Origin of the sequence: Bradyrhizobium sp. 44 (genome assembly GCF_023073095.1) — a bacterium.
Classification (GTDB): domain Bacteria; phylum Pseudomonadota; class Alphaproteobacteria; order Rhizobiales; family Xanthobacteraceae; genus Bradyrhizobium.
This window is the reverse complement of the sequence record NZ_JADPIY010000016.1, coordinates 876623-899476: the sequence shown is the minus strand read 5'-3', so window position 1 is coordinate 899476 and position 22854 is coordinate 876623. Positions and strand designations below refer to the sequence as shown.

Annotated in this window: 16 protein-coding genes and 1 pseudogene; 9 read left to right on the top strand and 8 right to left on the bottom strand. The window is 65.3% G+C overall.

What is annotated here, in order from left to right:
• Nucleotides 1-61: 61 nt before the first annotated feature.
• The 4 genes from IVB41_RS20845 to IVB41_RS20830 all read right to left on the bottom strand — a co-directional run bounded on the left by IVB41_RS20845 (nt 62) and on the right by IVB41_RS20830 (nt 6287).
• Nucleotides 62-943, bottom strand: a complete 882-nt coding sequence (locus tag IVB41_RS20845; protein WP_247434407.1) for an NAD(P)-dependent oxidoreductase — start codon at nt 941-943, stop codon at nt 62-64.
• Nucleotides 943-2074 (bottom strand): peptide chain release factor 2 gene (gene prfB / locus IVB41_RS20840; RefSeq protein WP_155809971.1). Its coding sequence is split into 2 segments (ribosomal slippage): nt 943-2004 and nt 2006-2074, totalling 1131 coding nucleotides; the frame shifts between segments, so codons are not numbered across the junction. The genes IVB41_RS20845 and prfB overlap by 1 nt, the downstream gene beginning before the upstream one ends.
• Before the next feature lie 111 nt (nt 2075-2185).
• On the bottom strand, nt 2186-4687 hold the full coding sequence (locus tag IVB41_RS20835) for a penicillin-binding protein 1A (protein WP_247434405.1): 2502 nt from the start codon (nt 4685-4687) through the stop codon (nt 2186-2188).
• 307 nt (nt 4688-4994) lie between these two features.
• Complete coding sequence (locus IVB41_RS20830) at nt 4995-6287, bottom strand: N-acetylmuramoyl-L-alanine amidase (RefSeq protein ID WP_247434403.1); 1293 nt, start codon at nt 6285-6287, stop codon at nt 4995-4997.
• Between the two features lie 703 nt (nt 6288-6990).
• Here IVB41_RS20830 and IVB41_RS20825 point away from each other — a divergent pair.
• Both IVB41_RS20825 and IVB41_RS20820 read left to right on the top strand, forming a co-directional pair.
• Entirely contained in the window at nt 6991-10086 is a 3096-nt protein-coding gene (locus IVB41_RS20825) for a ribonuclease E/G (RefSeq protein WP_247434400.1), read from the top strand.
• Between the two features lie 64 nt (nt 10087-10150).
• Nucleotides 10151-11383 carry an FAD-binding oxidoreductase gene (locus IVB41_RS20820; RefSeq protein ID WP_247434397.1) on the top strand — a complete coding sequence of 411 codons (1233 nt, stop codon included), beginning with the start codon at nt 10151-10153 and terminating at the stop codon, nt 11381-11383.
• Nucleotides 11384-11456: 73 nt separating this feature from the next.
• Here IVB41_RS20820 and IVB41_RS20815 read toward each other — a convergent pair.
• Nucleotides 11457-12295, bottom strand: a pseudogene (locus tag IVB41_RS20815) (helix-turn-helix transcriptional regulator).
• Between the two features lie 89 nt (nt 12296-12384).
• On the opposite strand from IVB41_RS20815, the gene IVB41_RS20810 reads away from it, so the two are divergent.
• The gene (locus IVB41_RS20810) at nt 12385-13263 is read left to right on the top strand and encodes an SDR family oxidoreductase (protein ID WP_247434394.1); all 879 of its coding nucleotides are present in this window, start codon (nt 12385-12387) and stop codon (nt 13261-13263) included.
• Nucleotides 13264-13289: 26 nt separating this feature from the next.
• Here IVB41_RS20810 and IVB41_RS20805 read toward each other — a convergent pair whose 3' ends face one another.
• The 3 genes from IVB41_RS20805 to IVB41_RS20795 all read right to left on the bottom strand — a co-directional run bounded on the left by IVB41_RS20805 (nt 13290) and on the right by IVB41_RS20795 (nt 16538).
• Nucleotides 13290-14624, bottom strand: coding sequence for a dicarboxylate/amino acid:cation symporter (locus IVB41_RS20805; protein ID WP_027569833.1), 1335 nt, complete (start codon nt 14622-14624; stop codon nt 13290-13292).
• Between the two features lie 84 nt (nt 14625-14708).
• The gene (locus IVB41_RS20800; RefSeq protein ID WP_027569832.1) at nt 14709-15263 is read right to left on the bottom strand and encodes a biotin transporter BioY; all 555 of its coding nucleotides are present in this window, start codon (nt 15261-15263) and stop codon (nt 14709-14711) included.
• An 87-nt stretch (nt 15264-15350) separates the two neighbouring features.
• Complete coding sequence (locus IVB41_RS20795) at nt 15351-16538, bottom strand: pyridoxal phosphate-dependent aminotransferase (protein ID WP_247361260.1); 1188 nt, start codon at nt 16536-16538, stop codon at nt 15351-15353.
• A 220-nt stretch (nt 16539-16758) separates the two neighbouring features.
• On the opposite strand from IVB41_RS20795, the gene IVB41_RS20790 reads away from it, so the two are divergent.
• The 6 genes from IVB41_RS20790 (at nt 16759) to accC (ending at nt 22788) form a co-directional block, all read left to right on the top strand.
• On the top strand, nt 16759-18162 hold the full coding sequence (locus IVB41_RS20790) for a M48 family metalloprotease (protein WP_247434391.1): 1404 nt from the start codon (nt 16759-16761) through the stop codon (nt 18160-18162).
• A gap of 126 nt (nt 18163-18288) precedes the next feature.
• Entirely contained in the window at nt 18289-19056 is a 768-nt protein-coding gene (locus IVB41_RS20785) for a DsbA family protein (RefSeq protein ID WP_247286239.1), read from the top strand.
• A gap of 216 nt (nt 19057-19272) precedes the next feature.
• Complete coding sequence (locus IVB41_RS20780) at nt 19273-20112, top strand: DUF1236 domain-containing protein (protein WP_027569829.1); 840 nt, start codon at nt 19273-19275, stop codon at nt 20110-20112.
• Nucleotides 20113-20375: 263 nt separating this feature from the next.
• Nucleotides 20376-20843 carry a type II 3-dehydroquinate dehydratase gene (gene aroQ, locus IVB41_RS20775; protein ID WP_027569828.1) on the top strand — a complete coding sequence of 156 codons (468 nt, stop codon included), beginning with the start codon at nt 20376-20378 and terminating at the stop codon, nt 20841-20843.
• A gap of 37 nt (nt 20844-20880) precedes the next feature.
• A complete protein-coding gene (gene accB / locus IVB41_RS20770; RefSeq protein WP_247286241.1) occupies nt 20881-21369 on the top strand; it encodes an acetyl-CoA carboxylase biotin carboxyl carrier protein in 489 nt (162 codons plus the stop codon).
• Between the two features lie 60 nt (nt 21370-21429).
• Nucleotides 21430-22788, top strand: a complete 1359-nt coding sequence (accC, locus tag IVB41_RS20765; RefSeq protein ID WP_007609734.1) for an acetyl-CoA carboxylase biotin carboxylase subunit — start codon at nt 21430-21432, stop codon at nt 22786-22788.
• Nucleotides 22789-22854: the final 66 nt, after the last annotated feature.

Here is a 22854-nt window from a genome sequence, read left to right as displayed (position 1 = left end):
CCCGTTTACAAGACCGATGCTCGAACGAGGCGAACGAGGCTGCCCCATGTCGATGCGACCGCTAGGACGGTTTCTTCGGCCGCGACACAAGCTCGATCATCTTGCCTTCGTCGTCATCGGGCATCGCGGCCTTCGCCTGTGCGTAGGCCTCCACCGCGGCGCGCGCGACCAGCGGCTTGTCGGCCAGCAGGCTCTCGGCGAGCTTCACCGCGTAGGCGGCATCCTTGTGCCGCAGTGCCGCCGTGAACGTTGCGCCGGAAAAATCGCGGGCGACCATGCGCCTGGAGTGGCGCTGCACCTGCGGGCTCGCGGCTACGCCCGCCTGAATCGAGTCCAGCACCAGATTCATGTCGAGCCCGGCCTGCTCGGCGATGGCAAGTCCCTCGGCGAGGCCGGCGATCTGGATCGCGCCCATCAGATTGTTGATCAGCTTGTAGACCGTGCCGGAGCCGACCGAGCCGAAATGGCGGATGGTCGAACCGATCGGTGTCAGATAGGGCCCCGCGCGTTCGAGATCGGCCGCATCGGCGCCAACGAGCAGCGTCAGCTTTCCGCTCGCGGCCGCATCCGGCAATCCGGTCACGGGGCAATCGATATAGGTCAGACCGCGCGCATTCATTTCGCGGCCCATCTCGCGCGCATGGTCATAGGAGACGGTGGAGCATTCGATCGCGATGGTGCCGGCCTTCGCGGTCTTGGCCGCGCCCTCGGGCCCGAGCCAGACCGCACGCGCGGCCTCGTCATCGGCGACCATGGTCACGACGGCATCGGCGTCGATCGCTGCGTCCTCGGGCGAGGTCGCCCACAGCGCGCCGCGCGCGATCAGGTCTTCCGCTTTTGTTTTGCTGCGATTCCACAGCGTCACCGTAAAACCGGCATCGAGATAGCGGCCGGCCATGCCATGGCCCATCCGTCCAAGCCCGATGAAGGCGATGCGGAGCATCAGTCGACGTCCTCGATGTCGGCGCCGGGAGTGCCGAAGGCGCGCTGCGCCAGGGTTGCCGCCATGAACTCGTCGAGATCGCCCCCGAGCACGCCTGAGGTGTCCGAGGTCTGCACACCCGTGCGCAGGTCCTTCACCATCTGGTAGGGCTGCAGCACGTAGGAGCGGATCTGGTGGCCCCAGCCGATGTCGGTCTTGGCGGCCTGGTCGGCGGCGGCCTTCTCCTCGCGCCGCTTCAGCTCGATCTGGTAAAGCCGGGCGCGCAGCATGTCCCAGGCCTGCGCCTTGTTCTTGTGCTGCGAGCGGCCGGCTTGGCAGACCACGGCGACGCCGGTCGGGATATGCGTCAGCCGTACCGCGGACTCGGTCTTGTTGACGTGCTGGCCGCCGGCACCACCGGAGCGCATGGTGTCGACGCGAACGTCGGATTCCTTGATGTCGATCTTGATGGTGTCGTCGATCACCGGAAACACAGCTACGGACGAGAACGAGGTGTGCCGCCGCGCATTGGAATCGAACGGCGAGATCCGCACCAGGCGGTGCACGCCCGCCTCGGTCTTGAGCCAGCCATAGGCATTGTGGCCAGAGACCTGGATGGTCGCGGACTTGATGCCGGCCTCTTCGCCCTCGGACTCTTCCAGCATCTCGACCTTGAAGCCGCGGGTTTCGGCCCAGCGCGAGTACATGCGGAGCAGCATCTGCGCCCAGTCCTGGCTCTCGGTGCCACCGGCGCCGGCATGCACTTCGAGATAGGAATCGAAACTATCGGCCTCGCCCGACAGCAGCGCCTCGAGCTCGCGCCGGGCGACTTCCTTCTTGAGGGTCTTCAGCGCGGCTTCGGCTTCCTTGACGACGCCCTCATCGCCCTCGGCTTCGCCAAGCTCGATCATGCCGATGTCGTCTTCGAGCTCCTGCTCGACCTTGCCGATGCCGGAGAGCGCATCCTCGAGCGAGGTGCGCTCCTGCATCAATTTCTGGGCTTTCTGGGGATCGTTCCAGAGGTTGGGATCTTCTGCGAGCTTGTTCAGCTCAGCGAGGCGCGCCGTCGATTTCTCGACGTCAAAGATGCCTCCTCAGCAGCCCGACAGACTGCTTGATCTCTTCTACCAACCGTTCGATTTCGGCGCGCATGTGATTCTCGGGTCTCGCGGAATTGTTCCGCGTCTCGTTGCAACGGGATGTAGCGGCGGCGGCTGCAAAGCGCAACCGCCGCGGCGACGAACATCTGTCTTGTCCTAAGCCCTAGTACAGCCCGCCGGTGCCCGGCCGCATGAAGAAACCGGAATCCGGCTGCTGCTGCTGTGACGCCGGCATGCGGCCGTCGGCATCGGCAACGCCGATGACCGAATAATTATCCGGCGGCGCCGTACCCGGCTTGAAGGCTTCGAGGATGGTTCCGCCGGTCTCGCCTGGACCTGCGCGCATGCCGGACTTGGCGACGACCCGCACCAGCTTGATGCCGGCCGGCACCTTGAACGGGACCGCGGGCTTGTCGGCGAGCGCGAGCTGGAGGAAGTCGCGTGCGATTGGAGCCGCCAGATGGCCGCCGGTCGCGGCGTTACCCTTGCCGAGCGGACGCGGCTTGTCGTAGCCCATATAGATGGCGACGGCGACGTCGGGCGAGAAGCCGACGAACCAGGCGTCCTTGGCCTCGTTGGTGGTGCCGGTCTTGCCGGCGATCGGCTTGCCGACCTGCTTGACCACGGTGGCGGTACCGGCCTGGACCACGCCTTCCATCAGCTCGGTGATCTGATAGGCGGTCATGGAATCCAGCACCTGCTCGCGGCGGTCGATCAGCTGCGGCTCGTTCTGGTTCTTCCAGCCGCCCGGCGCGTCGCAGCCGCGGCATTCGCGCTGGTCGTGCTTGAAGATGGTGTGGCCGTAGCGATCCTGGATCCGGTCGATCAGAGTCGGCTTCACCCGGCGGCCGCCATTGGCGAGCATCGAATAGGCCGTGACCATGCGCATCGCCGTGGTCTCACCGGCGCCGAGCGCGTAGGAGAGATAGTTCGGCAGTTCGTCATAAACGCCGAAGCGGCGGGCATATTCGCCGATCAAGGGCATGCCGATGTCCTGGGCGAGGCGCACCGTCACCGTGTTGAGCGACTGCCGCAGCGCATTGCGCAGCGTCACCGGCCCCTGGAATTTGCCCGAGGAGAAGTTTTCAGGCCGCCACACGCCTGCGCCCTGGCCCTGGTCGATTTCGATCGGAGCGTCGAGCACGACAGTCGAGGGCGTATAGCCGTTGTCGAGCGCGGCCGAATAGACGATCGGCTTGAACGACGAACCGGGCTGCCGATAGGCCTGCGTGGCGCGGTTGAACTGGCTCTGGTCAAACGAGAACCCACCGACCATTGCCAGCACGCGGCCGGTCCAGGGGTCCATCACCACCATCGCCCCGGACACTTCGGGAATCTGGCGCAGCCGGTACTGGCCCTCGACAGGCTGGGCGTCCTTGTACAGCGGATCGGCGTAGATCACGTCGCCGGGCTGAAGCACTTGCGACACCGCGCTCGCCGTCCTGCCCTTCGCAGCCCCCGAGGCCGCTCGTGCCCATTTGATGCCGTCGAGCGTGATGAGGCCGGTCTCGCGCTGCTTGCTAATGGCGCCGCCGAGTTCGCGACTCGGCTGGAAGCCGATGCGCGCCGACTGGTCGCTGGTCTCCAGCACCACCGCCATGCGCCATGGCGAGATATCGGACAGAGACTTGATCTCGGCGAGCTTGACGCCCCAGTCGCCCGAAATGTCGAGCTTGCTGATGGCGCCGCGATAGCCCTGCTGCTCGTCATAGTTGACGAGTCCGGCGACCATGGTCTTGCGCGCCATGACCTGGATCTTCGGATCGAGCGTGGTGCGGACCGAGAGGCCGCCCTCGTACAACTTCTTCTCGCCATAACGCTCGAAGATGTCGCGGCGCACTTCCTCGGCGAAATACTCGCCGGCGAAGGTGTGGGCGCCGTTGGAACGGCTGGTCACGGCCAGCGGCTCCTTGCGCGCCTTGTCGGCGTCGGCCTGCTTGACCCAGCCGTTCTCAACCAGACGATCGATGACGTAGTTGCGGCGCTCGATGGCGCGGTCGCGGTTGCGAACGGGATGCAGCGTCGCGGGCATCTTCGGCAGCGCCGCGAGATAGGACGCTTCTGCCACCGTCAGCTCGTTCACCGACTTGTCGAAATAAACCAGCGACGCCGCCGCGATGCCGTAGGCACCGAGGCCCAGATAGATTTCATTCAGATACAGCTCGAGGATCTTGTCCTTCGAGTAGGTCTTCTCGATCCGCATCGCCAGCAAGGCTTCCTTGATCTTGCGGGCGAAGGAGACTTCGTTGGTCAGAAGGAAGTTCTTGGCGACCTGCTGGGTGATCGTGGAAGCGCCCTGCGGGCGGCGATTGGAGCCGTAGTTCTGGATGTAGACCACGCCGGCGCGCGCCATGCCGGTGTAGTCGATGCCGCCATGCTCGTAGAAATTCTTGTCCTCGGCCGCGAGGAAAGCGTTGATCACGAGCTTCGGCACCGCCTGGATCGGCAGGTAAAGCCGCCGCTCCTTAGCGTATTCGCCGAGCAGCGAGCCGTCGGTCGCGTGCACGCGGGTCATCACCGGCGGCTCGTAATCCTGAAGCTGAGAGTAGTCGGGCAAGTCCTTGGAGAAATGCCAGATCAGGCCTGCGATGGCACCGACCCCGACAAGGAACAACACCGTTCCCGCGGCGAACAGGAAGCCCATGAACCGCACCAGCAAGCGCATTATCTGTTTATCCGTTCAAACTCTGGATCAGCCCAAAGATCAGCCCAAGACCAGCTTAAGATCAGCCCTTGGCACCGAAAACAGGCACCAAACCATCGCGAATTCACCGGCCTTACTCAATACTATCAGTGCCGGACCCAAGACGCTTGCCGAGCGGGATTCTCGCCGATTCCGGAACCCCCTGCGGCGTTTTTATAAAGCGCCCGCTGTGGCCAAACTAGGGCTTTTGCGGCGGGACGGAAAATCACTCTCAATTCGACGATCCCCGGGTCGTCAATATCACGTCAGTTCGTCGATCCCCCGGTCGTCAATTGGACGATCCGGCCGTGGCCATCCGCTTGGCCAAAAACCCGTCGATCGCCTGCGCCATCGAGCCCACGGCACGCGAACGCCATCCCTCGGAGACCAGATGCTCGAGGTCGCCCTTGTTGGAGACGTAACCGATCTCGACCAGGACCGACGGCACGTCGGGCGCCTTCAGCACCCGGAAGCCGGCCGACTTCAGGGGATGCTTGTGCATGCGCACCGTCGACTTCATTTCGCCCATCAACAGGCGGGCAAAACGACTTGAAAAGGTGCGGGTTTCCCGCTGGGTGAGATCGATCAGGATGTCGGCGACATCGGTCGGCTCTTCCGCGAGGTTGAAGCCGGCAATGGCGTCCGCCCGGTTTTCCGCATCCGCCAGCCGCTGCGCCTCGGCGTCTGATGCCTTGTCGGATAATGTGTAGATAGTCGCGCCCTGCGCATCGCCCTCGGCGCGCGGCAGCGCGTCGGCATGGATCGAGACGAACAACGCCGCCTTGAGGTTGCGGGCGACTTTGACCCGGTCGTTGAGCGGGATGAAGGTGTCGTCGTCCCGTGTCATCACCACGCGATATTTGCCGGTCTTTTCCAGCCGTTCGCGCAGTGCCAGGCCAAAGGCCAGCACCAGATTCTTCTCGCTCTCGCCGCTCGACTGCGTGCCGTTGTCGATGCCGCCATGGCCGGGATCGATGACGACCACCGCGCGGCCATCGGCCTTCTGCCCGGCTTCAGGGTGCGCAGATGCCGGAACCGTCGCGGGCGGCGGATCGGCAATTCCCGGCCGCAGCTCAGGGCGGTTTTCCGGAGCTAACGACGCCACGAAGGCGGTGCGCTCGACCTCCTCCAATTCGAGCACCAGCCGCGCCGGCTGACCGTTGGCAGCCTCCACCACGTAGGAATTGGCGATCTTGGCCGGGCCGGTCAGGTCGAACACGATTCGGGAGCCGCCGGGCATCACCAGCCCATAGCGGAAGGCCTTGACCAGTCCGCGTCCGCCGGAACCGGTGCCGGCGGGAAGTTGAAAATTAAGCTGGGGCACGTCGACCACCACCCGGTACGGGTCAGCCAAGGTGACGGCGCGGAAGGTCACGGTCTGGTCGATGTCGAGGACAAAGCGCGTTTGCCGGCCGTCGCCGGCCAGCCGGGCGGCCGAGGCCGTCGGGAAATTCGCTGATGCAACAGGGAGTTGAGGCTGACTTTCCGCAGCCTTCAGACGCGAGGAATCAGCACACGGCAATGCCGCCGCGCAGAGCAGCACGCATCCCAGCAGGATCCTTTGATTTGCGCGGCTCGCCACCGATTCCGTGCCTCCGAGCAGCCTCTTTAACGCAATAGAACCACGGGGTTAAACGATCCTTAATGACGGACACGCGAAACTCGCTGACTGTGACCGCCGTGCGACGCTCCTTGCACGAATGGCCCAATCCACGTATGTACGGAATGCTGACGGCCGATATTTCCGGTTGTGTCGCATTCAGCCTCCCGGTGCAGCGCCGGAACTCTCAAGGTTTGGGAATTCCAGCGTTTTTCCGTTCCCCTCTAAGTCCAGCGCGGTGCGCGGCAGCGAGGTGGACGGGGCAAGCTCCGGCGGCGGACGGTCCCCGGTTACCACCACGTTTCCGGGACGGTTCTGACAGCGGCGCGACCCGTTACCCGGTCCCTTAATCCCAAGGGAACGGTTCATAATACCCAAGGCGAGCGCGCTCGCGCCATGCCTGGCCAACAGCAACTGATTGAGGGGCGGCCCCGCCGCCCAATGTTTCATACGGGCCGACGCTTGATGCGCCAGACTGTGCCGACCAATTCCGAAGGACCATTCGCGACGCTGCGGAGTGAAAATTCCGCGCGCCGCTTTGGTCCTCCGGCTTCCGGTTCGGCAAGGCGCGAGAGACGGCGTTTCGGCCTTCCCCTCACCCCCGAATCAGGTGGACCGTCGCGTCACCCGGCAGCGCTGATGGCGCCCACGGTGAATCGCGCCCGCCGCCGCCAAGAGTTAAGACATGCCCAACAAGATGTTGATCGATGCCACCCACCCGGAAGAGACCCGGGTCGTCGTGGTCCGCGGCAATCGCGTCGAAGAGTTTGATTTCGAGACCGCGCAACGCAAGCAACTGCGCGGGAATATCTACCTCGCCAAGGTCACAAGGGTCGAACCCTCGCTCCAGGCCGCTTTCGTCGAATATGGCGGCAACCGCCACGGCTTCCTCGCCTTCAGCGAAATCCATCCCGACTACTACCAGATCCCGGTTGCCGACCGGCAGGCGCTGATCGAAGCCGAGGAGCAGGCCCATCGCGAGGCCGAGGAAGAGAGCGAGAACCGCTCCCAGGGTCGCCGTCGCTCCCGCCACCGCAATTCCCGCCGTCGTAGTCATGGCGAGCGCGTCCGCAGCGACGTCGTCGAAGGCAGCGATCCCGCGGCCCGGCAGGTCCAGGGCGAGGCCCTGCCCGAGGGCGCGTCGCACGAGGGCGAGCACCTGCACGCCGGCGCAGAGCATCACGGCGAGCACGAAGGCCACGATCATCATGATCACGGCCACGAAGCACATGACCACGAAGGGCATGACCACGACGACCATCATCATGCCCATGGTGACGATCATCACGCGCACGAACATCACGACCACGATCATGGCGACCATGGTCATCACGACCATGATCATGCCGACGAGACACCAGCGCCTGTCGCAGCGATCGGTGCCGAGCCCGCGGTCGCCACCGAGGCCGTTGCCGAGCCGCAGGAGGTTGTCTCCGACGCACACGCCGACGACCTTGCCGAGGCCGTGACATCGGCTGCTGAGCCTGCCGACGCCGTGTACGCCGCAGGGGAGAGTGCGGAGCCTCCGCATCACGAATCCGAAGCCACGGCTGAGGATGACGACGAAGACGAGGACGACGAGGATGCCGAAGAGGACGTCGTTGAATCCGTCGGCGGCGACGATGTGCTGGAGGAAGTGCCGGAGCGCACTTTCCGTCCCCGCCGCCAGTACAAGATCCAGGAAGTCATCAAGCGCCGCCAGGTGATGCTGGTGCAGGTCGTCAAGGAAGAGCGCGGCAACAAGGGCGCAGCGCTGACGACCTACCTCTCGCTCGCCGGCCGCTATGCCGTCTTGATGCCGAACACCGCGCGCGGCGGCGGCATCAGCCGCAAGATCACGAGCGCGCAGGACCGTTCGCGCCTGAAGGAAGTGGTGCAGGATCTCGACGTGCCCGAGGGCATGGGGATCATTCTGCGCACCGCGGGTGCCGCCCGCACCAAGCCCGAGATCAAGCGCGATTTCGAGTACCTGATCCGGATGTGGGAGACGGTGCGCGACATGACGCTGAAGTCGCAGGCCCCGACCCTCGTCTACGAGGAAGGCTCGCTGATCAAGCGCTCGCTGCGCGACCTCTACAACAAGGAGATCGACGAGATCTCAGTTGCCGGTGAATCCGGTTACCGCGAAGCGCGCGACTTCATGAAGATGCTGATGCCCGCCAATGTGAGCGCGGTGAAGCAGTATCGCGACGGCCAGCCGCTGTTCTCGCGCATGGGCGTCGAAAGCCAGCTGGATGCGATGTTCTCGCCGACCGTGCAGCTGCGCTCCGGCGGCTACATCGTGATCAACCAGACCGAAGCGCTGGTTTCGATCGACGTCAACTCCGGACGCTCGACGCGCGAGCATCATATCGAGGACACCGCGCTCAAGACCAATCTCGAGGCCTCCGAGGAGGTCGCGCGTCAGCTTCGGCTGCGCGACCTCGCCGGCCTGATCGTCATCGACTTCATCGACATGGACGAGAAGCGCAACAACCGCGCGGTCGAACGCAAGATGTCCGATTGCCTCCGGCAGGACCGCGCGCGGATCCAGGTCGGACGCATCTCGCATTTCGGCCTGCTCGAGATGTCGCGCCAGCGCATCCGCGCCAGCGTGCTGGAGTCCTCGACCGATCCCTGCACGCATTGCGGCGGCACCGGCCATGTGCGCTCGGTGTCCTCGGTTGCGCTCCAGTTGCTGCGCGGCCTCGAAGAGATCCTGATGAAGGGCGCGACCCACAATCTGGTGGTCCGCACCCGCACTGACGTCGCGCTCTATGTGCTGAACCACAAGCGCGGCCATCTGCGCGACCTCGAGAACGGCTTCAAGGTCACGTTGGCGGTCATCGCCGACCCGAGCGTCAACGGACCTCAGGCCTATGTCATCGACCGCGGCGAGCAGGTGCATACGCTGGAAGCCGCCAAGGCTCTGCTGGCGGCCCAGGCGGCCGCAAGCCCGCCGCCCCTGGTCGAAGAGGCTTATGACGACGAGGAATTCGATCCCGAGACCGAATCCGAGGTCGAGACCGAGGAGACCGAAGGTCTCGCCGAGGAGCAGACCGCAGGCGAGCAGACCGCAGGCGACGCTACCGAGCAGGACAGCCAGCGCCGCAAGCGTCGCCGTCGTCGCCGCGGTCGCGGTGGCCCGCGCGACGAGGAGACGCGCGAGGATGGCGCTCCCGCTCTTGCCGAGACGGCCATGGCGGCCGGCGAAGGCGAAGAGGATGCCGAGGCCGAGCCGGACGGCGAGGACGGCGAGGACCAGGCAGCCCGTGGCGAGCAGCAGGGCAGCGCGGACCGCCGCCGCCGGCGTGGTCGCCGTGGCGGACGCCGCCGGCGTGGTCCTGGCGAGGAAGGTCTCGCCGGCTCCATCGGCGACGAGCTCGCGGCCAATGCGCCGTCGGAAGCGACCGACGCAGTCGCCGATTTCGACGGTTTCAGCGGCGAGGCAGCGCCCTCGATCGCGCAGGCCGAGCACACCTCGCAGCCGCAGGTCACCCAGCCAGAGCCGCGCGCCGCGGCAAAGATCGAGGCAAGCATCGAGGCAACGGCCCGGCCTGAGCCGGCTCCTGCTGCCGCGGACGAAGAGAACGCCGACGACAAGGCCTCACGACGCCGTTCGACGGTTCGGGAAAAGGTGAGCTTCCTATCGAGCAGCCAGAGTGAACCGGCGCCGGTTGCTCAGGCGCCCGAGCCGGTTGCCGCACCGGCTCCGGAGCCCGCGCCCGCAGCGGCAAGCGAAACGTCGGCCGCACCGCGTCGTGCCGGCTGGTGGTCGCGCCGCTTCGGCGGCGGCGAATAAAGCGAACAAAACTGTTGAAACCGCCCGGCCAAACCGGGCGGTTTTGATTTGCGAGGTCAGTTCGATGCAAAGCGTGATCGTCCTCGGCGGCGGCATGATCGGCGTCAGCGCGGCGCTGCACCTCCAGCAGCGCGGCTGGTCCGTCACGCTGATCGACCGCAGGGAGCCGGGCCGCGAGACCAGCTACGGCAATGCCGGCATGATCCAGGCGGAAGCGGTGCGCCCCTATCCGATGCCGCGCGACCTCGCCACGCTCCTGAAGATCGCGACCGGACGCACCAACGACGTGCGTTACAGCCTGTCATCGCTTCATCTCCATATCGAGCCCCTGCTGCGGTATTGGTGGCATTCGGCGCCGAAGCGGCATCGCGAAGCGATCGACGCCTGGGCACGGCTGATCGCCTACGCGACGGCGGAGCACGACATCCTCATTCGCGAAGCCCACGCCGACAATCTGATCCGCCGCGCGGGATACCGACACCTGCATCGCGACGCAGCTTCGTTCGATCTCGCCGTCAAGGCGGCGGAAGAGGACCAGCGCGAATTCGGCGTGAGGTTTCGTGCGCTCTCAGGCGCCGAGCTCGCCAAGGCCGAACCTGTCCTGCGCGACGACCTGCCCGGCGCGATCCATTGGCTCGACACCTGGACCGTGTCCGATCCCGGCGCGCTGGTCACGGCCTATGCCGATCTGTTCGAACGCCTCGGCGGCACCATCGTGCTAGGCGATGCCCAGAGCTTGCAGCAAACCGCGACCGGCTGGTCGGTCGGGACCGACGTTGGACGCATCGACGCCGCCCACGCCGTCGTGACGCTCGGGCCGTGGTCGCCGGATCTCCTGCTCAAATTCGGCTATCGCATCCCGCTGGTGCGCAAGCGCGGCTACCACATGCATTACAGCGGTGGCGCCTCGCTCGATCTGCCTCTGGTCGATAAAGCCGGTGGCTACGCCATGGGTCCGATGGCCAAAGGCATCCGCATCACCACCGGCGCGGAGCTGACCGGCCTGGACGCGCTCGCAACGCCCGTGCAGCTCGCCAGCGCGGAAGCCTCCGCGCGCGAGCTGATCGACCTCGGCAAGCGGGTCGAGCCCGATCCGTGGTTCGGCACCCGCCCCTGCACGCCCGACATGCTGCCGGTGCTCGGCCCTGCCCCACGCCATCCCGGCCTCTGGATGAACTTCGGCCACGGCCACCAGGGCTTTACGCTGGGACCCGCGACCGGGCGCCTGCTCGCCGAGATGATGAGCGGCGAAACGCCTATGATTGATCCGACGCCGTACCGGCCGGAGCGATTCTAATTCCCAGGGTTGACGGCAAGCACCGCGCGCGCGTCGCCCGATGCAGGTTGAACGCGCGAGTTCGCAAATTCCGTCAGCCAGCGCGCTCGGCGAGAAGCGTCCTGATGCGTTCGGCATCATCAGGCGTCGCCGGATTGTAGACGACCATGCCGAGATCTGGCCTACCATCTACGGCAAAGGCCGAATATTCGAACGCGATCGGACCGAGCACGGGGTGGCGCAGATGCTTGACGCCTTCGCCATGGGCGCGGACGTCGTTGTCGCGCCATAGCGACGCGAATTCGGGGCTAAGGCGGCAGAGCTCATCGACGAAGTCGGCGACATGCGAGACGGCCCCGGCGCCCGCGCTGCATCCGCCCTGAAGGCGGCGACCACGAAGCGGGCCACACTGTCCCAGTCATGTTGCGCGGCGCGCACCCGCGGCTCGCAGAAGATCAACCGCAAGATGTTGCGTCGCTCCGGCGCGAGCTTGGCGTAATCGGTCAGCACGATGGTGGCGGCGCGATTCCAGGCAACGACGTCCCAGATTGCAGTTCTGATGATCGCCGGGCTGGTCTCCAGCGCGTCGAGCACGCGCTGCAGCCGCGGCGAGACGCCTTCGCTCGCCTGGTAGCGCACCTCGGGCGGGCGGCCGAGCCCGATCAGGAACAGGTGCTCACGCTCGACATCGGTCAGCATCAGCGCTCGCGCGATGCGGTCGAGCACATCGGGCGACGGCGCGCCGCCGCGGCCCTGCTCGAGCCAGGTGTACCAGGTCGGGCTGATATTGGCGCGCTGCGCCACCTCCTCGCGGCGCAGCCCGGGCGTGCGCCTGCGGCTACCCGCGAAGCCGAACGCGGCGGCATCGAGCCGGGTGCGGCGGTCCTTGAGGTACGTCCCCAAGAGGTTCTCAGCTGTCGCGCCCTCGCTCATCCTGTTAGCAATCATACCCCGATAATGTCACCACTTTACCCGGATAATCCTAGCGCGGATGGTCGTCTCCACCAACCCTGGAGATACTCATGCGTGTTTTCGTCACTGGCGCCACCGGCTTCGTCGGCTCCGCCGTCGTCCGCGACCTGATCGCCGCCGGCCACCGGGTCGCGGGCCTCGCCCGCTCCGACGCGGGAGCCGCGGCGCTCGCCGCGATGGGTGCCGAGGTCCATCGCGGGTCGCTGGAGGATCACGCGTCGTTGCGCAGCGGCGCGGCCGCCTCCGACGGCGTCCTGCACCTCGGTTTCAACCACGACTTTTCGAAGTTTCTGGACAATTGCGAGCTCGACCGCCGCGCGATCCTGGCGATCGGCGAGGAGTTCAAGGGCTCCAGTCGCCCTCTCATCGTCACCTCCGGCGTCGCGCTGCTTGCGCCCGGACGCCTCGCCACCGAGGACGATGAATCATCGCACCGCTTTCCACGCGTGTCGGAATCGACCGCGCTGTCGCTGGCTGGCGTCCGCGCAGCCGTGGTACGCCTTCCGCCGTCCACGCATGGCGAGGGCGACCACGGCTTCGTCCCGATCCTGATCGACCTCGCGCGCCAGAAAGGCATATCGGCCTATGTTGGCGATGGCGGCAACCGCTGGCCCGCCGCGCACCGCGTCGATGCCGCGCGCGTCTACCGGCTGGCGCTGGAGCAAGGCGCAACCGCGAAGCACTATCACGCGATCGCCGAGGAAGGCGTGCCGTTCAAGGCGATTGCGGAGGTGATCGGCCGGCGGCTCGGCGTGCCCGTGGTGTCCCAATCGCCCGAGGAAGCGACCGCGCATTTCGGCTGGTTCGCACAGTTCGCGGCCGCCGACGTTCCGACCTCGAGCGCGAAGACGCGTGCCGCTCTCGGCTGGTCGCCCAAAGAAAAAGGGCTGATCGAGGATCTCGACCAGCCCTATTACTTCAAGATCTGACGGCGCCCGGCACCGCCAAATGCAGATCAGTCCGTCGTGACCGCCGTTTCCATGTCAGTCGGATCGATCTGCCTGGCGAGGTTGGCGTTGAGCTTGTCGCGATCGAGTTCGCCCTCCCACCAGGCGACGACCACGCAGGCAACGCCGTTGCCGCACAGATTGGTCAGCGCGCGACACTCGCTCATGAACTTGTCGATGCCGAGCACGATCGCCATGCCCGGCACGAGGCGCGGATCGACCACGGCGAGCGTCGCCGCCAGCGTGATGAAGCCCGCGCCCGTGATGCCGGAGGCACCCTTCGAGGTCAGCATCGCCACCACCAGGATGGTGAGCTGCTGGCCGAAGGTGAGATCGAAGCCCAGCGCCTGCGCGATGAACAGGGTCGCCAGCGTCATGTAGATGTTGGTGCCGTCAAGATTGAACGAATAGCCCGTGGGCACCACGAGGCCGACCACCGACTTGGAGCAGCCGAGGCGCTCGAGCTTTTCCATCAAGGATGGCAACGCGCTTTCCGAGGACGAGGTGCCGAGCACGATCAGCAGCTCGTCCTTGATGTAGGCGAGGAACTTGAAGATGGAGAAGCCGGCGAAGCGCGCGATGGTTCCGAGCACGACGAACACGAACAGCGCCGCGGTCACGTAGAACGTCGCGATCAGGCCGACGAGGTTGAGGATCGCCCCGGTGCCGAACTTGCCGATGGTGTAGGCCATCGCGCCGAAGGCGCCGATCGGGGCTGCGCGCATCACGATGGAGATGACGCCGAACACCGCATGCGCGGCGTCGTCGATGAAGCTGCGGATGGTGTGGCCGCGTTCGCCGAGCCCCATGATGGCGAAGCCGAACAGCACCGAGAACAGCAGCACCTGCAGGATCTCGCCTTGCGCGAAGGCGCCGACGACGGTGTCCGGAATGATGTGCAGCACGAAGTCGACCGACTTCTGGCCTTCAGCCTGCTTGGCGTAGTTGGCGACGGCCTGCGCGTTGGCGGCGGCGCCGCCGAAGCCCGCACCCGGCTTCACCAGATTGCCGATGATGAGTCCGATCACCAGTGCGAAGGTCGAGACGATCTCGAAATAGACCAGCGCCTTGACGCCGATGCGGCCGACCTTCTTGGCGTCCTGGATATGGGCAATGCCCGAGACAACGGTGCAGAAGATGATCGGCGCGATCACCATCTTGATCAGCTTGATGAAGCCGTCGCCGAGTGCCTTGATCCACTCATTGGTAGCGACTGACGGCCAGAGCCAGCCGACGATGGCGCCAAGCACGATCGCGATCAGCACCTGGATATAAAGTACCTTGTACCACGGCTTGGCGGCGGGCGGCGCGACCGGCGCCCCCACCATCGTTGTCGTCGTCATTGTTTCACTCCCCCTCAAAACGCCAGGCCAGCCAAGATCAACTTGGCCGGCCCTGTCAATCGGAACTGCTCGATATTGCGCGCTTTACCCGCGGTCGACCACCCGGCGTATCGCCGGCATCAACGTCGCGCCCAGCGCGTTCTTGACCAGCGAGGCCGCAACGAACGGCATCAGGCCGACCTGCCACGCCTTTGCGGCGCCGAGGCCGAGACCGAAGGCCAGCCAGCCAAAGCCCGCGGCCAGAATGAGGATGTGGCCGACGGCCATGGCCGCAAACAGCAGCATTACGCTGCGATCCCAGCCGCGCTCGGCGAGCCAGCCGGTGACGAACGCGGCGCCAATGAAGCCGAACAGATAGCCTGCGGTCGGGCCGACCAACGGTGCGATTCCACCAACGGGACCGGCGAACACCGGCAGGCCCATTGCGCCCTCGGCGAGGTAGGCGATCATGGTTGCGCTGCCAAGCCGCCACCCATAGGCGGCGCCGATCATCAACACGACCAGCGTCTGCAATGTCATGGGCACGTAAGGCAGTGGCAGGTTCACCTTGGCTGACAGCGCCATCAAGGCGGTGCCGAGCGCAATCAGCACGACGGCGCGCAAGGCGCCGACGGTTTCACCCGGCCGGATCGGCCACATCAATGCGGCGAGAGGAGAATGCGTGGCGGTAGACGGGACGGAACGGTCAGACAAGTTGCACTCCAGAAGGCTGTAGAAAACTGGCGGCTATTTAAGCCAGTGGGCGATCCGGTCAACTGCTTCCCGCATCTCCGCAGCCGAACGCGCGTAAGAGAGCCTTATGAATGAACGACCATGGATGGGATCGAAGTCGAGCCCCGGCGTGACCGCGACATGGGCCTGTTCGAGCATCTGCTTGGCGAACTCGAAACTGTCGGAGGTGAAATCCGAGACGTCCGCATAGAGATAGAATGCACCGTCGGCCGGCAGAAACCTGGTCAGGCCGGCCTTGGGCAATCCCTCGATCAGGATGCGCCGGTTTTCCTGATAGCCGTGCTTGATCTCCTCCATCTCGGCCGCGCCGTCGAAGGCCGCTTCGGCTGCGATCTGCGACAGCGATGGCACCGAGATCGACAGGTTCTGCTGCAGCCGCTCGATCGGCCGCACCAGAATCTCGGGCACGACCATCCAGCCGACGCGCCAGCCCGTCATGCAAAAATACTTCGAGAACGAGTTGATCACGAGCGCGTGGTCCGACAGCGCCGCAGCCGTCACCGCGGGAAACGCGTAATCGAGCCCGTGATAGATCTCGTCCGAGATGAACCGGATGCCCGCGTCTTCCGCCGCCGCGATCAGACCGGCGAGCGCCTCGCGGGACATCATGGTCCCGGTTGGATTGGCTGGGCTGCCGACCAGCACGCCCTTCAGCGGCGCCTTGCGATGGGCGGCCAGCAGCGCCTCGCCGGTCAACGCATGGCGCGTCTCGTTCGTGGTCTCGATCAGCACCGGCTCGCAGCCGAGCGCGGTGAGGATATGACGGTACGGCGGATAACCCGGCACCGTTACGGCAACGCGGTCGCCCGGCTCGAACATCGCGAGGAATGCCAGAATGAACCCGCCGGAGGAGCCGGTGGTCACCACGATCCGCTCGGGGCTGACGTCACAGCCATAGGCATCGCGATAATGCCGCGCGATGCGCGCGCGCAAGGAGGGGATGCCGAGTGCGGAAGTATAATCAATCCGCCCCGCCTCGAGCGCCGCATGGGCGGCCGCAATCGCAGTCTTCGGCGCGCCGGCGGCGGGCTGGCCAACCTCCATGTGGATCACATGGCCTCCGGCCGCCTCGATCCGGGCCGCCGCGGCCATCACGTCCATCACCATGAACGGGGGAACATCGCTGCGGCGGGAGGGCGCAAGCCACTCTCCCAATCGGTTCCTCAATGTCGCATCGTGCATCGATTTCTGCTATTCGCTGGCGGGGCCGATCCGTCCGACCCGGGCAAAACGGGGTGCTTGCGCCCCAGACTGGCCGCATTGTACGGCTCATAAGGGGTACGGCTCAAAGGGGCATATCGCGTATCCGGTCCGCCGCCAATCGCCAAAACCAATCACTGAACTGCTTGACCAGGAATGCCTGACAAGCCTGCTGACAAGACCGTTTGACCCAGACCGCTTGATGTTGTTCCAGATCGCATTGCGCAAGACGGCCACCGCCCTCACCTCCCTCGTCGCGGCGGCTGCGATCGCGCTGACGCCGTTCTCGGCCGCGCATGCGCAGGCCAAGGGGCCGCCGGTCCTGCGCGACACCGAGACCGAGCAGCTGCTGCGCGAATACACGCGCCCGATCCTGCGCGCCGCCGGTCTGGAAAAGCAGAACATCCAGATGGTGATCGTCAACGAGGGCTCGTTCAACGCGTTCGTCGCCGATGGCCGCCGCATCTTCGTCAATTACGGTGCGATCCTCCAGTCGGAGACGCCGAACCAGATCATCGGCGTGCTCGCGCACGAGACCGGGCATCTGGCCGGTGGCCATCTGTCCAAGCTGCGCGAGCAGCTCGCCAATGCCCAGACCCAGATGATCATCGCCATGCTGCTCGGCGCGGGCGCGATGGCCGTAGGCAGCACCCGCGGCAGTGGCAGCGCCGGCAACAATGGCCTTGCCAATGCAGGAGCCGCCGCCCTCGCCGGTCCCCAGGAGATGATCCGCCGGACGCTGCTGTCTTACCAGCGCCAGCAGGAGGAGAACGCCGACCGCGCGGGCGTGAAATTCCTGACTGCGACCCAGCAGTCGCCGAAGGGCATGTACGAGACGTTCAAGCGCTTCACCAGCGAGAGCCTGTTCGCCGCACGAGGCGCCGATCCCTATCTCCAGTCGCACCCGATGCCGGCCGAGCGCGTCGCTTCCTTGCAAGAGTTCGTCAGCTCCAGCCCTTATTGGGACAAGAAGGACGATCCAGCGCTCCAGCTCCGCCACGACATGGTGCGCGCCAAGATCTCCGCCTTCATGGAGCGGCCGGAGACGGTGTATCGCCGCTATCCCCTGACCAATGACAGCATGCCGGCGCGCTACGCCCGCGCCATCAGCACCTATCTGCACGGGGATTTGCGCAGCGCGCTCACCCAGATCGACGCGCTGATCCAGGTCCAGCCCAACAATGCGTATTTTTACGAGGTGCGCGGCCAGGCCCTGCTGGAGGGCGGCAAGCCGGCCGAGGCGATCCCTGCCCTGCGCAAGGCTGTCGCACTTTCGAACAACGCGCCCCTCATCGAGATGTTACTTGGGCAGGCTCTGGTTGGGTCCGATAATAAGGCCTACACCGATGACGCCGTTCGGATTCTCCGGGCCGCGGTCGCACGGGAACCGGAGGCCATTCTCGGCTACATGCAGCTCGCGATGGCCTATGGCCGGAAGGGCGACTATGCCGAGGCCGATCTGGCGTCGGCGCAGGCCGCTTATCTGCGCGGCGACAACAAGACCGCCCGCGAGCTTGCGACGCGCGCGAAAACCCGTTTCGCCGTCGGCACGCCCGGATGGGTCAAGGCCGACGACATCGTGGCGTCGAAACCGCCGCGCAACTGACAAGACCAAGACGACCTTACAGGACGACGCCTTACGCCACGACGCCTTACGAAACGACGTCACGACACCGAGCTTAAGTCCGCCGGGACGTTTTCCGAAACCTGCTTTGGATAAGAGGATTTGCCTATGCCTTCGCTGCGCCTGCTTGCTCCCGCGCTGTTTGCGCTCGCCATGTTCGGCGCAGCCGCGCCCGCGTCGGCCGACAGCTTCTCCGATGCCCAGCGCACGGACATCGAGGTGATCATCAAGAACTATCTCGTCACCCATCCCGAGGTGCTCGAGGAAGCGATGGCCGAGCTCACCAAGCGCCAGGCCGCGGCCGAGACGCAGAAACACGAGGCCAGCGTCGCGCAGAATTCCGATGCGATCTTCAACTCGCCACGCCAGGTCGTGCTCGGCAACAAGGACGGCGACGTCACCTTCGTCGAGTTCTTCGACTACAATTGCGGCTACTGCAAGCGCGCGATGGACGACATGCTCACCCTCATGAAGGCTGATCCGAAGCTGAAGGTGGTGCTGAAGGAGTTTCCGGTGCTGAGCCAGGGTTCGGTGGAAGCAGCCCAGGTCGCAGTCGCGGTGCGCATGCAGGATCCCTCCGGCAAGAAATATCTCGATTTCCATCAGAAGCTGCTCGGCGGCCGTGGCGCGGCAGACAAGGCGCGCGCGCTTCAGGCGGCCAAGGAAGCCGGTCTCGACGTCGCGAAGATCGAGAAGGATATCGGCGGCGCCGAGGTGCGCAGCACCATCGAGGAGAACTTCAAGCTCGCCGAAGCGATGGGCATGAACGGCACGCCCAGCTACGTGATCGGCAAGCAGATCGTTGTCGGCGCCGTCGGTGTCGATAGCCTGAAGGAAAAGATCGCTGTGGCCCGCTGCGGCAAAGCGACCTGCTGACAAGGCGACTTGCTGATCAGGGATCTGCTCTACAACTCACGCATGCAAAAGGCCGGCTGAAACGCCGGCCTTTTCATTGCGCCGAAATCTGGCGCGCGCGTTCATCTGGCGTTCAACAAACAAATGCCGCGGAACCGCCAATGTTCCGGAACTCCTGATACCTCCTTTCGTTGTCGGCGCGGGCAATGACGCAGAGAAACACGTGAGGAGAATTCAATGTCTAACCGCTTTATGATCTCGGTCGCCGCGCTCGCGCTCGTCGCCGGCACCGGTCTGGCGAACGCACAGGGCACCATGAACCGCGACAGCGGTGGCGGCGCTGGCGCGCAGCCGACGCAGCACTCGCAGCCTTCCGGCGCCGCCGAGCGCGGCGGCTCGATGGGCCGTGAATCCGCTCAGGAGAAGGGCACCGTCGGCCAGACTGGCGGCGCCATGAAGCCCGGCGGTGCAGCCGAGGAGAAGTCGTCGGGTGGGATGGACAAGTCCGGCGCGATGAACAAGAACGCGGCCGACGAGAAGGCCGGCGCGGCGAAGGGTGAGCACGCCCAAGGCGCGCAGGATAAGTCCGCGCAGGACAAGTCCATGCATGACAAGTCAGCGCAGGACAAGGCAGCGCAGGACAAGTCGAAGAGCACGATGGACAAGTCCCAGACCGACAAGTCCAAGAGCACGGAGACTGACACCAAGAGCGGCAATATGAACGCCCAGACCAAGGGCGCAGACAGTCAGACCAAGGGTGCGGACAACAAGGCTGCCGATACCAAGTCTCAGACCACGACCGGCACGGCCTCCGCGACCGCTTCTGCACCGCCGCCCGAGAAGCGGACCGAGATCACATCCGCGATCAAGTCGACCAAGATCGAGGAAACGACCAACGTCAACTTCAACATCTCGGTCGGCACGACGATCCCTGCCAGCGTTCATTTCCACCCGCTCCCGCCGCGGATCGTCGAGATCTATCCGGAGTGGCGCGGCTACGAGGTGATCTTCGTGCACGGCCAGTACGTGATCGTTCGTCCGCAGACGCGCGAGATCGTGTACGTCATCGAGGGGTAAGCCGGTCCGCTGACCGACCCGTCCGCACGAGCCCCCGCCGAGAGATCGGCGGGGGCTTTCGGTCTCTCGGGAGACCCAGCCCCTCTGGCGCTGCGGCAGCCATGCTTCGGACTGGTTAACAAGCAATTTCCGTAGCTTGCGCACAGGTTTTTGCACCCCGGATGAGGCATCTGAAGCCAGCTCGGAGGTCCTTCAAGGCTTCCCCTCACGCGCTTTGTTACCTATAACCCCCGCCACGCCGAAGCACCTCTTGCGGGATTGGAATGGCCGAACCAGCAACCGACACGATCCTTGTCCTGAACGGGCCGAACCTCAACATGTTGGGGACACGCGAGCCCGAGAAGTACGGGCATGCGTCGCTGGCCGACGTCGAGGCGCTGTGCCGGGAGACGGCAACGACGTTCGGCCTCAAGGCGGACTGCCGGCAGTCCAACCGCGAGGGCGAGCTGATCGACTTCATCCACGAGGCACATGCCCGCAAGATGAAGGGCATCATCATCAATGCCGGCGGCTATTCGCACACGTCGATCGCGCTGCACGACGCGCTGCTGGCGGTGCAGATCCCGACGGTCGAGGTGCACGTCACCAACATCCACGCCCGCGAGAATTTCCGACATCACTCCTACACCGCGCGCGCGGCCTTCGCCTCGCTCTGCGGTTTCGGCATCGAGGGCTACCGCCTCGCCATCCAGGGCCTTGCCGCCAAGCTCGGCATCAAGCCCAAAGCCTGACGCTCCCCCTTCACACAGAACATTCGGATCAAACAACATGGCGCGCCAGCCAGACGACAAAGCAGACGCAAAGTTTTCCAGCGAGGATTCCGCCCTCGTCCGCGAGCTCGCCTTGCTGCTCGATGAGACCAGCCTCACTGAAATCGAGATCGAGCGTGCCGGCCTGCGCCTGCGCGTCGCCCGCAACATCAGCGTCGCCGCGACCATGCCGATGCAGATGGCGGCTGCCCCCGCCGCGCTCCCGGTGGCTGCAGCTGCCGCCGCGCCGGCCGCTGCCGACCTGTCGAAGCATCCCGGCGCCGTGACCTCGCCGATGGTCGGCACCGCCTATTGGGCGCCGGAGCCCGGCGCCAAGCCGTTCATCGAGGTTGGCAGCAAGGTCTCGGTCGGCCAGACGCTGCTGATCATCGAAGCCATGAAGACCATGAACCAGATTCCCTCGCCGCGCGCCGGCACGGTAACGCAGATCGTGATCGAGGACGGCCAGCCGGTGGAGTACGGCGAGCCACTCGTGATCATTGAGTGACGTTCGAGGGCGGTCTCATCGCCCTCGCCGCTTTCCGCGCGTCAGTCCAATAAGGACACCATGTTCGACAAGATCCTCATAGCCAATCGCGGCGAGATCGCCCTTCGCATCCTCAGGGCCTGCAAGGAGCTCGGGATCGCGACCGTCGCCGTGCATTCCACCGCCGACGCCGATGCCATGCATGTGCGCCTGTCGGACGAGAGCGTGTGCATCGGGCCGCCGGCGTCCAAGGACAGCTATCTCAACGTGCCCGCGCTGCTCGCGGCCTGCGAGATCACCGGCGCCGATGCCGTGCATCCCGGCTACGGCTTCCTGTCGGAGAACGCGCGCTTCGCCGAAATCCTCGCCGAGCATAATCTGCATTTCATCGGCCCGAAGGCCGAGCACATCCGCCTGATGGGCGACAAGATCGAGGCCAAGAGGACTGCCAAGAAGCTCGGCATTCCCGTGGTGCCCGGCTCCGACGGAGGGGTCGGCCCCAACGACGACGCGATGGCGATCGCCAGGAAGATCGGCTTCCCCGTGCTGGTCAAGGCCGCGGCGGGCGGCGGCGGCCGCGGCATGAAGGTGGCCGAGAGCGAGGCCGATCTTCAGGTCGCGCTGTCGACGGCTGCCAACGAGGCCAAATCCGCTTTCGGCGATGCCTCCGTCTACCTCGAGAAATATCTGCAGAAGCCGCGTCACATCGAGATCCAGATCCTCGGCGACGGCCGCGGCGGCGCGATTCATCTCGGCGAACGCGACTGCTCGCTGCAGCGACGCCACCAGAAGGTTTGGGAGGAAGGCCCCTCGCCCGTGCTGACCGCGGCTGCACGCGCCAAGATCGGCGAGACCTGCGCCAAGGCGATGCGCGAGATGAAATATCTCGGCGTCGGCACCATCGAATTCCTGTTCGAGGACGGCGAGTTCTACTTCATCGAGATGAACACGCGCATCCAGGTCGAGCATCCCGTCACCGAGAGCATCACCGACATCGACCTCGTGCTGGAGCAGATCCGCATCGCCGCCGGCGGCGACCTGCCGGCGAGGCAGGAAGAGGTCCAGGTCATCGGCCACGCGATCGAGTGCCGCATCAACGCCGAGAATCCGCAGACCTTTCGTCCTTCGCCCGGCCGCATCACGCAATATCACCCGCCCGGCGGGCTCGGTGTGCGGATCGATTCCGCCGTCTATCAGGGCTACACGATCCCGCCTTATTACGACTCGCTGGTCGGCAAGCTGATCGTGCACGGCAAGACCCGCGGCGAGTGCCTGATGCGGCTGCGCCGGGCGCTGGACGAGATGGTGGTCGAGGGGATCGAGACCACGCTGCCGCTGTTCCGCGCTCTGGTGCGCGAAGACGACATCATCAACGGCGACTACCACATCCACTGGCTGGAACAATATCTTGCCGGCAAGGCGGAACCCGCCCCGAAGTAGCCGTCCCTCCGCATGGAACCCTTTGGCCCCAATCGCGTTTGGGACGATGGGGACAGTTCCGAGGGG

What these genes read in the sequence shown, in the direction of transcription:
- IVB41_RS20790 (WP_247434391.1), top strand. Translation starts at nt 16,759, where the DNA reads ATGTTGTTCCAGATCGCATTGCGCAAGACGGCCACCGCCCTCACCTCC.
- IVB41_RS20825 (WP_247434400.1), top strand. Translation starts at nt 6,991, where the DNA reads ATGCCCAACAAGATGTTGATCGATGCCACCCACCCGGAAGAGACCCGG.
- IVB41_RS20810 (WP_247434394.1), top strand. Translation starts at nt 12,385, where the DNA reads ATGCGTGTTTTCGTCACTGGCGCCACCGGCTTCGTCGGCTCCGCCGTC.
- IVB41_RS20800 (WP_027569832.1), bottom strand. Translation starts at nt 15,263, where the DNA reads ATGTGGCCGATCCGGCCGGGTGAAACCGTCGGCGCCTTGCGCGCCGTC.
- IVB41_RS20845 (WP_247434407.1), bottom strand. Translation starts at nt 943, where the DNA reads ATGCTCCGCATCGCCTTCATCGGGCTTGGACGGATGGGCCATGGCATG.
- IVB41_RS20785 (WP_247286239.1), top strand. Translation starts at nt 18,289, where the DNA reads ATGCCTTCGCTGCGCCTGCTTGCTCCCGCGCTGTTTGCGCTCGCCATG.
- IVB41_RS20795 (WP_247361260.1), bottom strand. Translation starts at nt 16,538, where the DNA reads ATGCACGATGCGACATTGAGGAACCGATTGGGAGAGTGGCTTGCGCCC.
- aroQ (WP_027569828.1), top strand. Translation starts at nt 20,376, where the DNA reads ATGGCCGAACCAGCAACCGACACGATCCTTGTCCTGAACGGGCCGAAC.
- IVB41_RS20835 (WP_247434405.1), bottom strand. Translation starts at nt 4,687, where the DNA reads ATGCGCTTGCTGGTGCGGTTCATGGGCTTCCTGTTCGCCGCGGGAACG.
- IVB41_RS20805 (WP_027569833.1), bottom strand. Translation starts at nt 14,624, where the DNA reads ATGACGACGACAACGATGGTGGGGGCGCCGGTCGCGCCGCCCGCCGCC.
- IVB41_RS20780 (WP_027569829.1), top strand. Translation starts at nt 19,273, where the DNA reads ATGTCTAACCGCTTTATGATCTCGGTCGCCGCGCTCGCGCTCGTCGCC.
- accB (WP_247286241.1), top strand. Translation starts at nt 20,881, where the DNA reads ATGGCGCGCCAGCCAGACGACAAAGCAGACGCAAAGTTTTCCAGCGAG.
- IVB41_RS20820 (WP_247434397.1), top strand. Translation starts at nt 10,151, where the DNA reads ATGCAAAGCGTGATCGTCCTCGGCGGCGGCATGATCGGCGTCAGCGCG.
- accC (WP_007609734.1), top strand. Translation starts at nt 21,430, where the DNA reads ATGTTCGACAAGATCCTCATAGCCAATCGCGGCGAGATCGCCCTTCGC.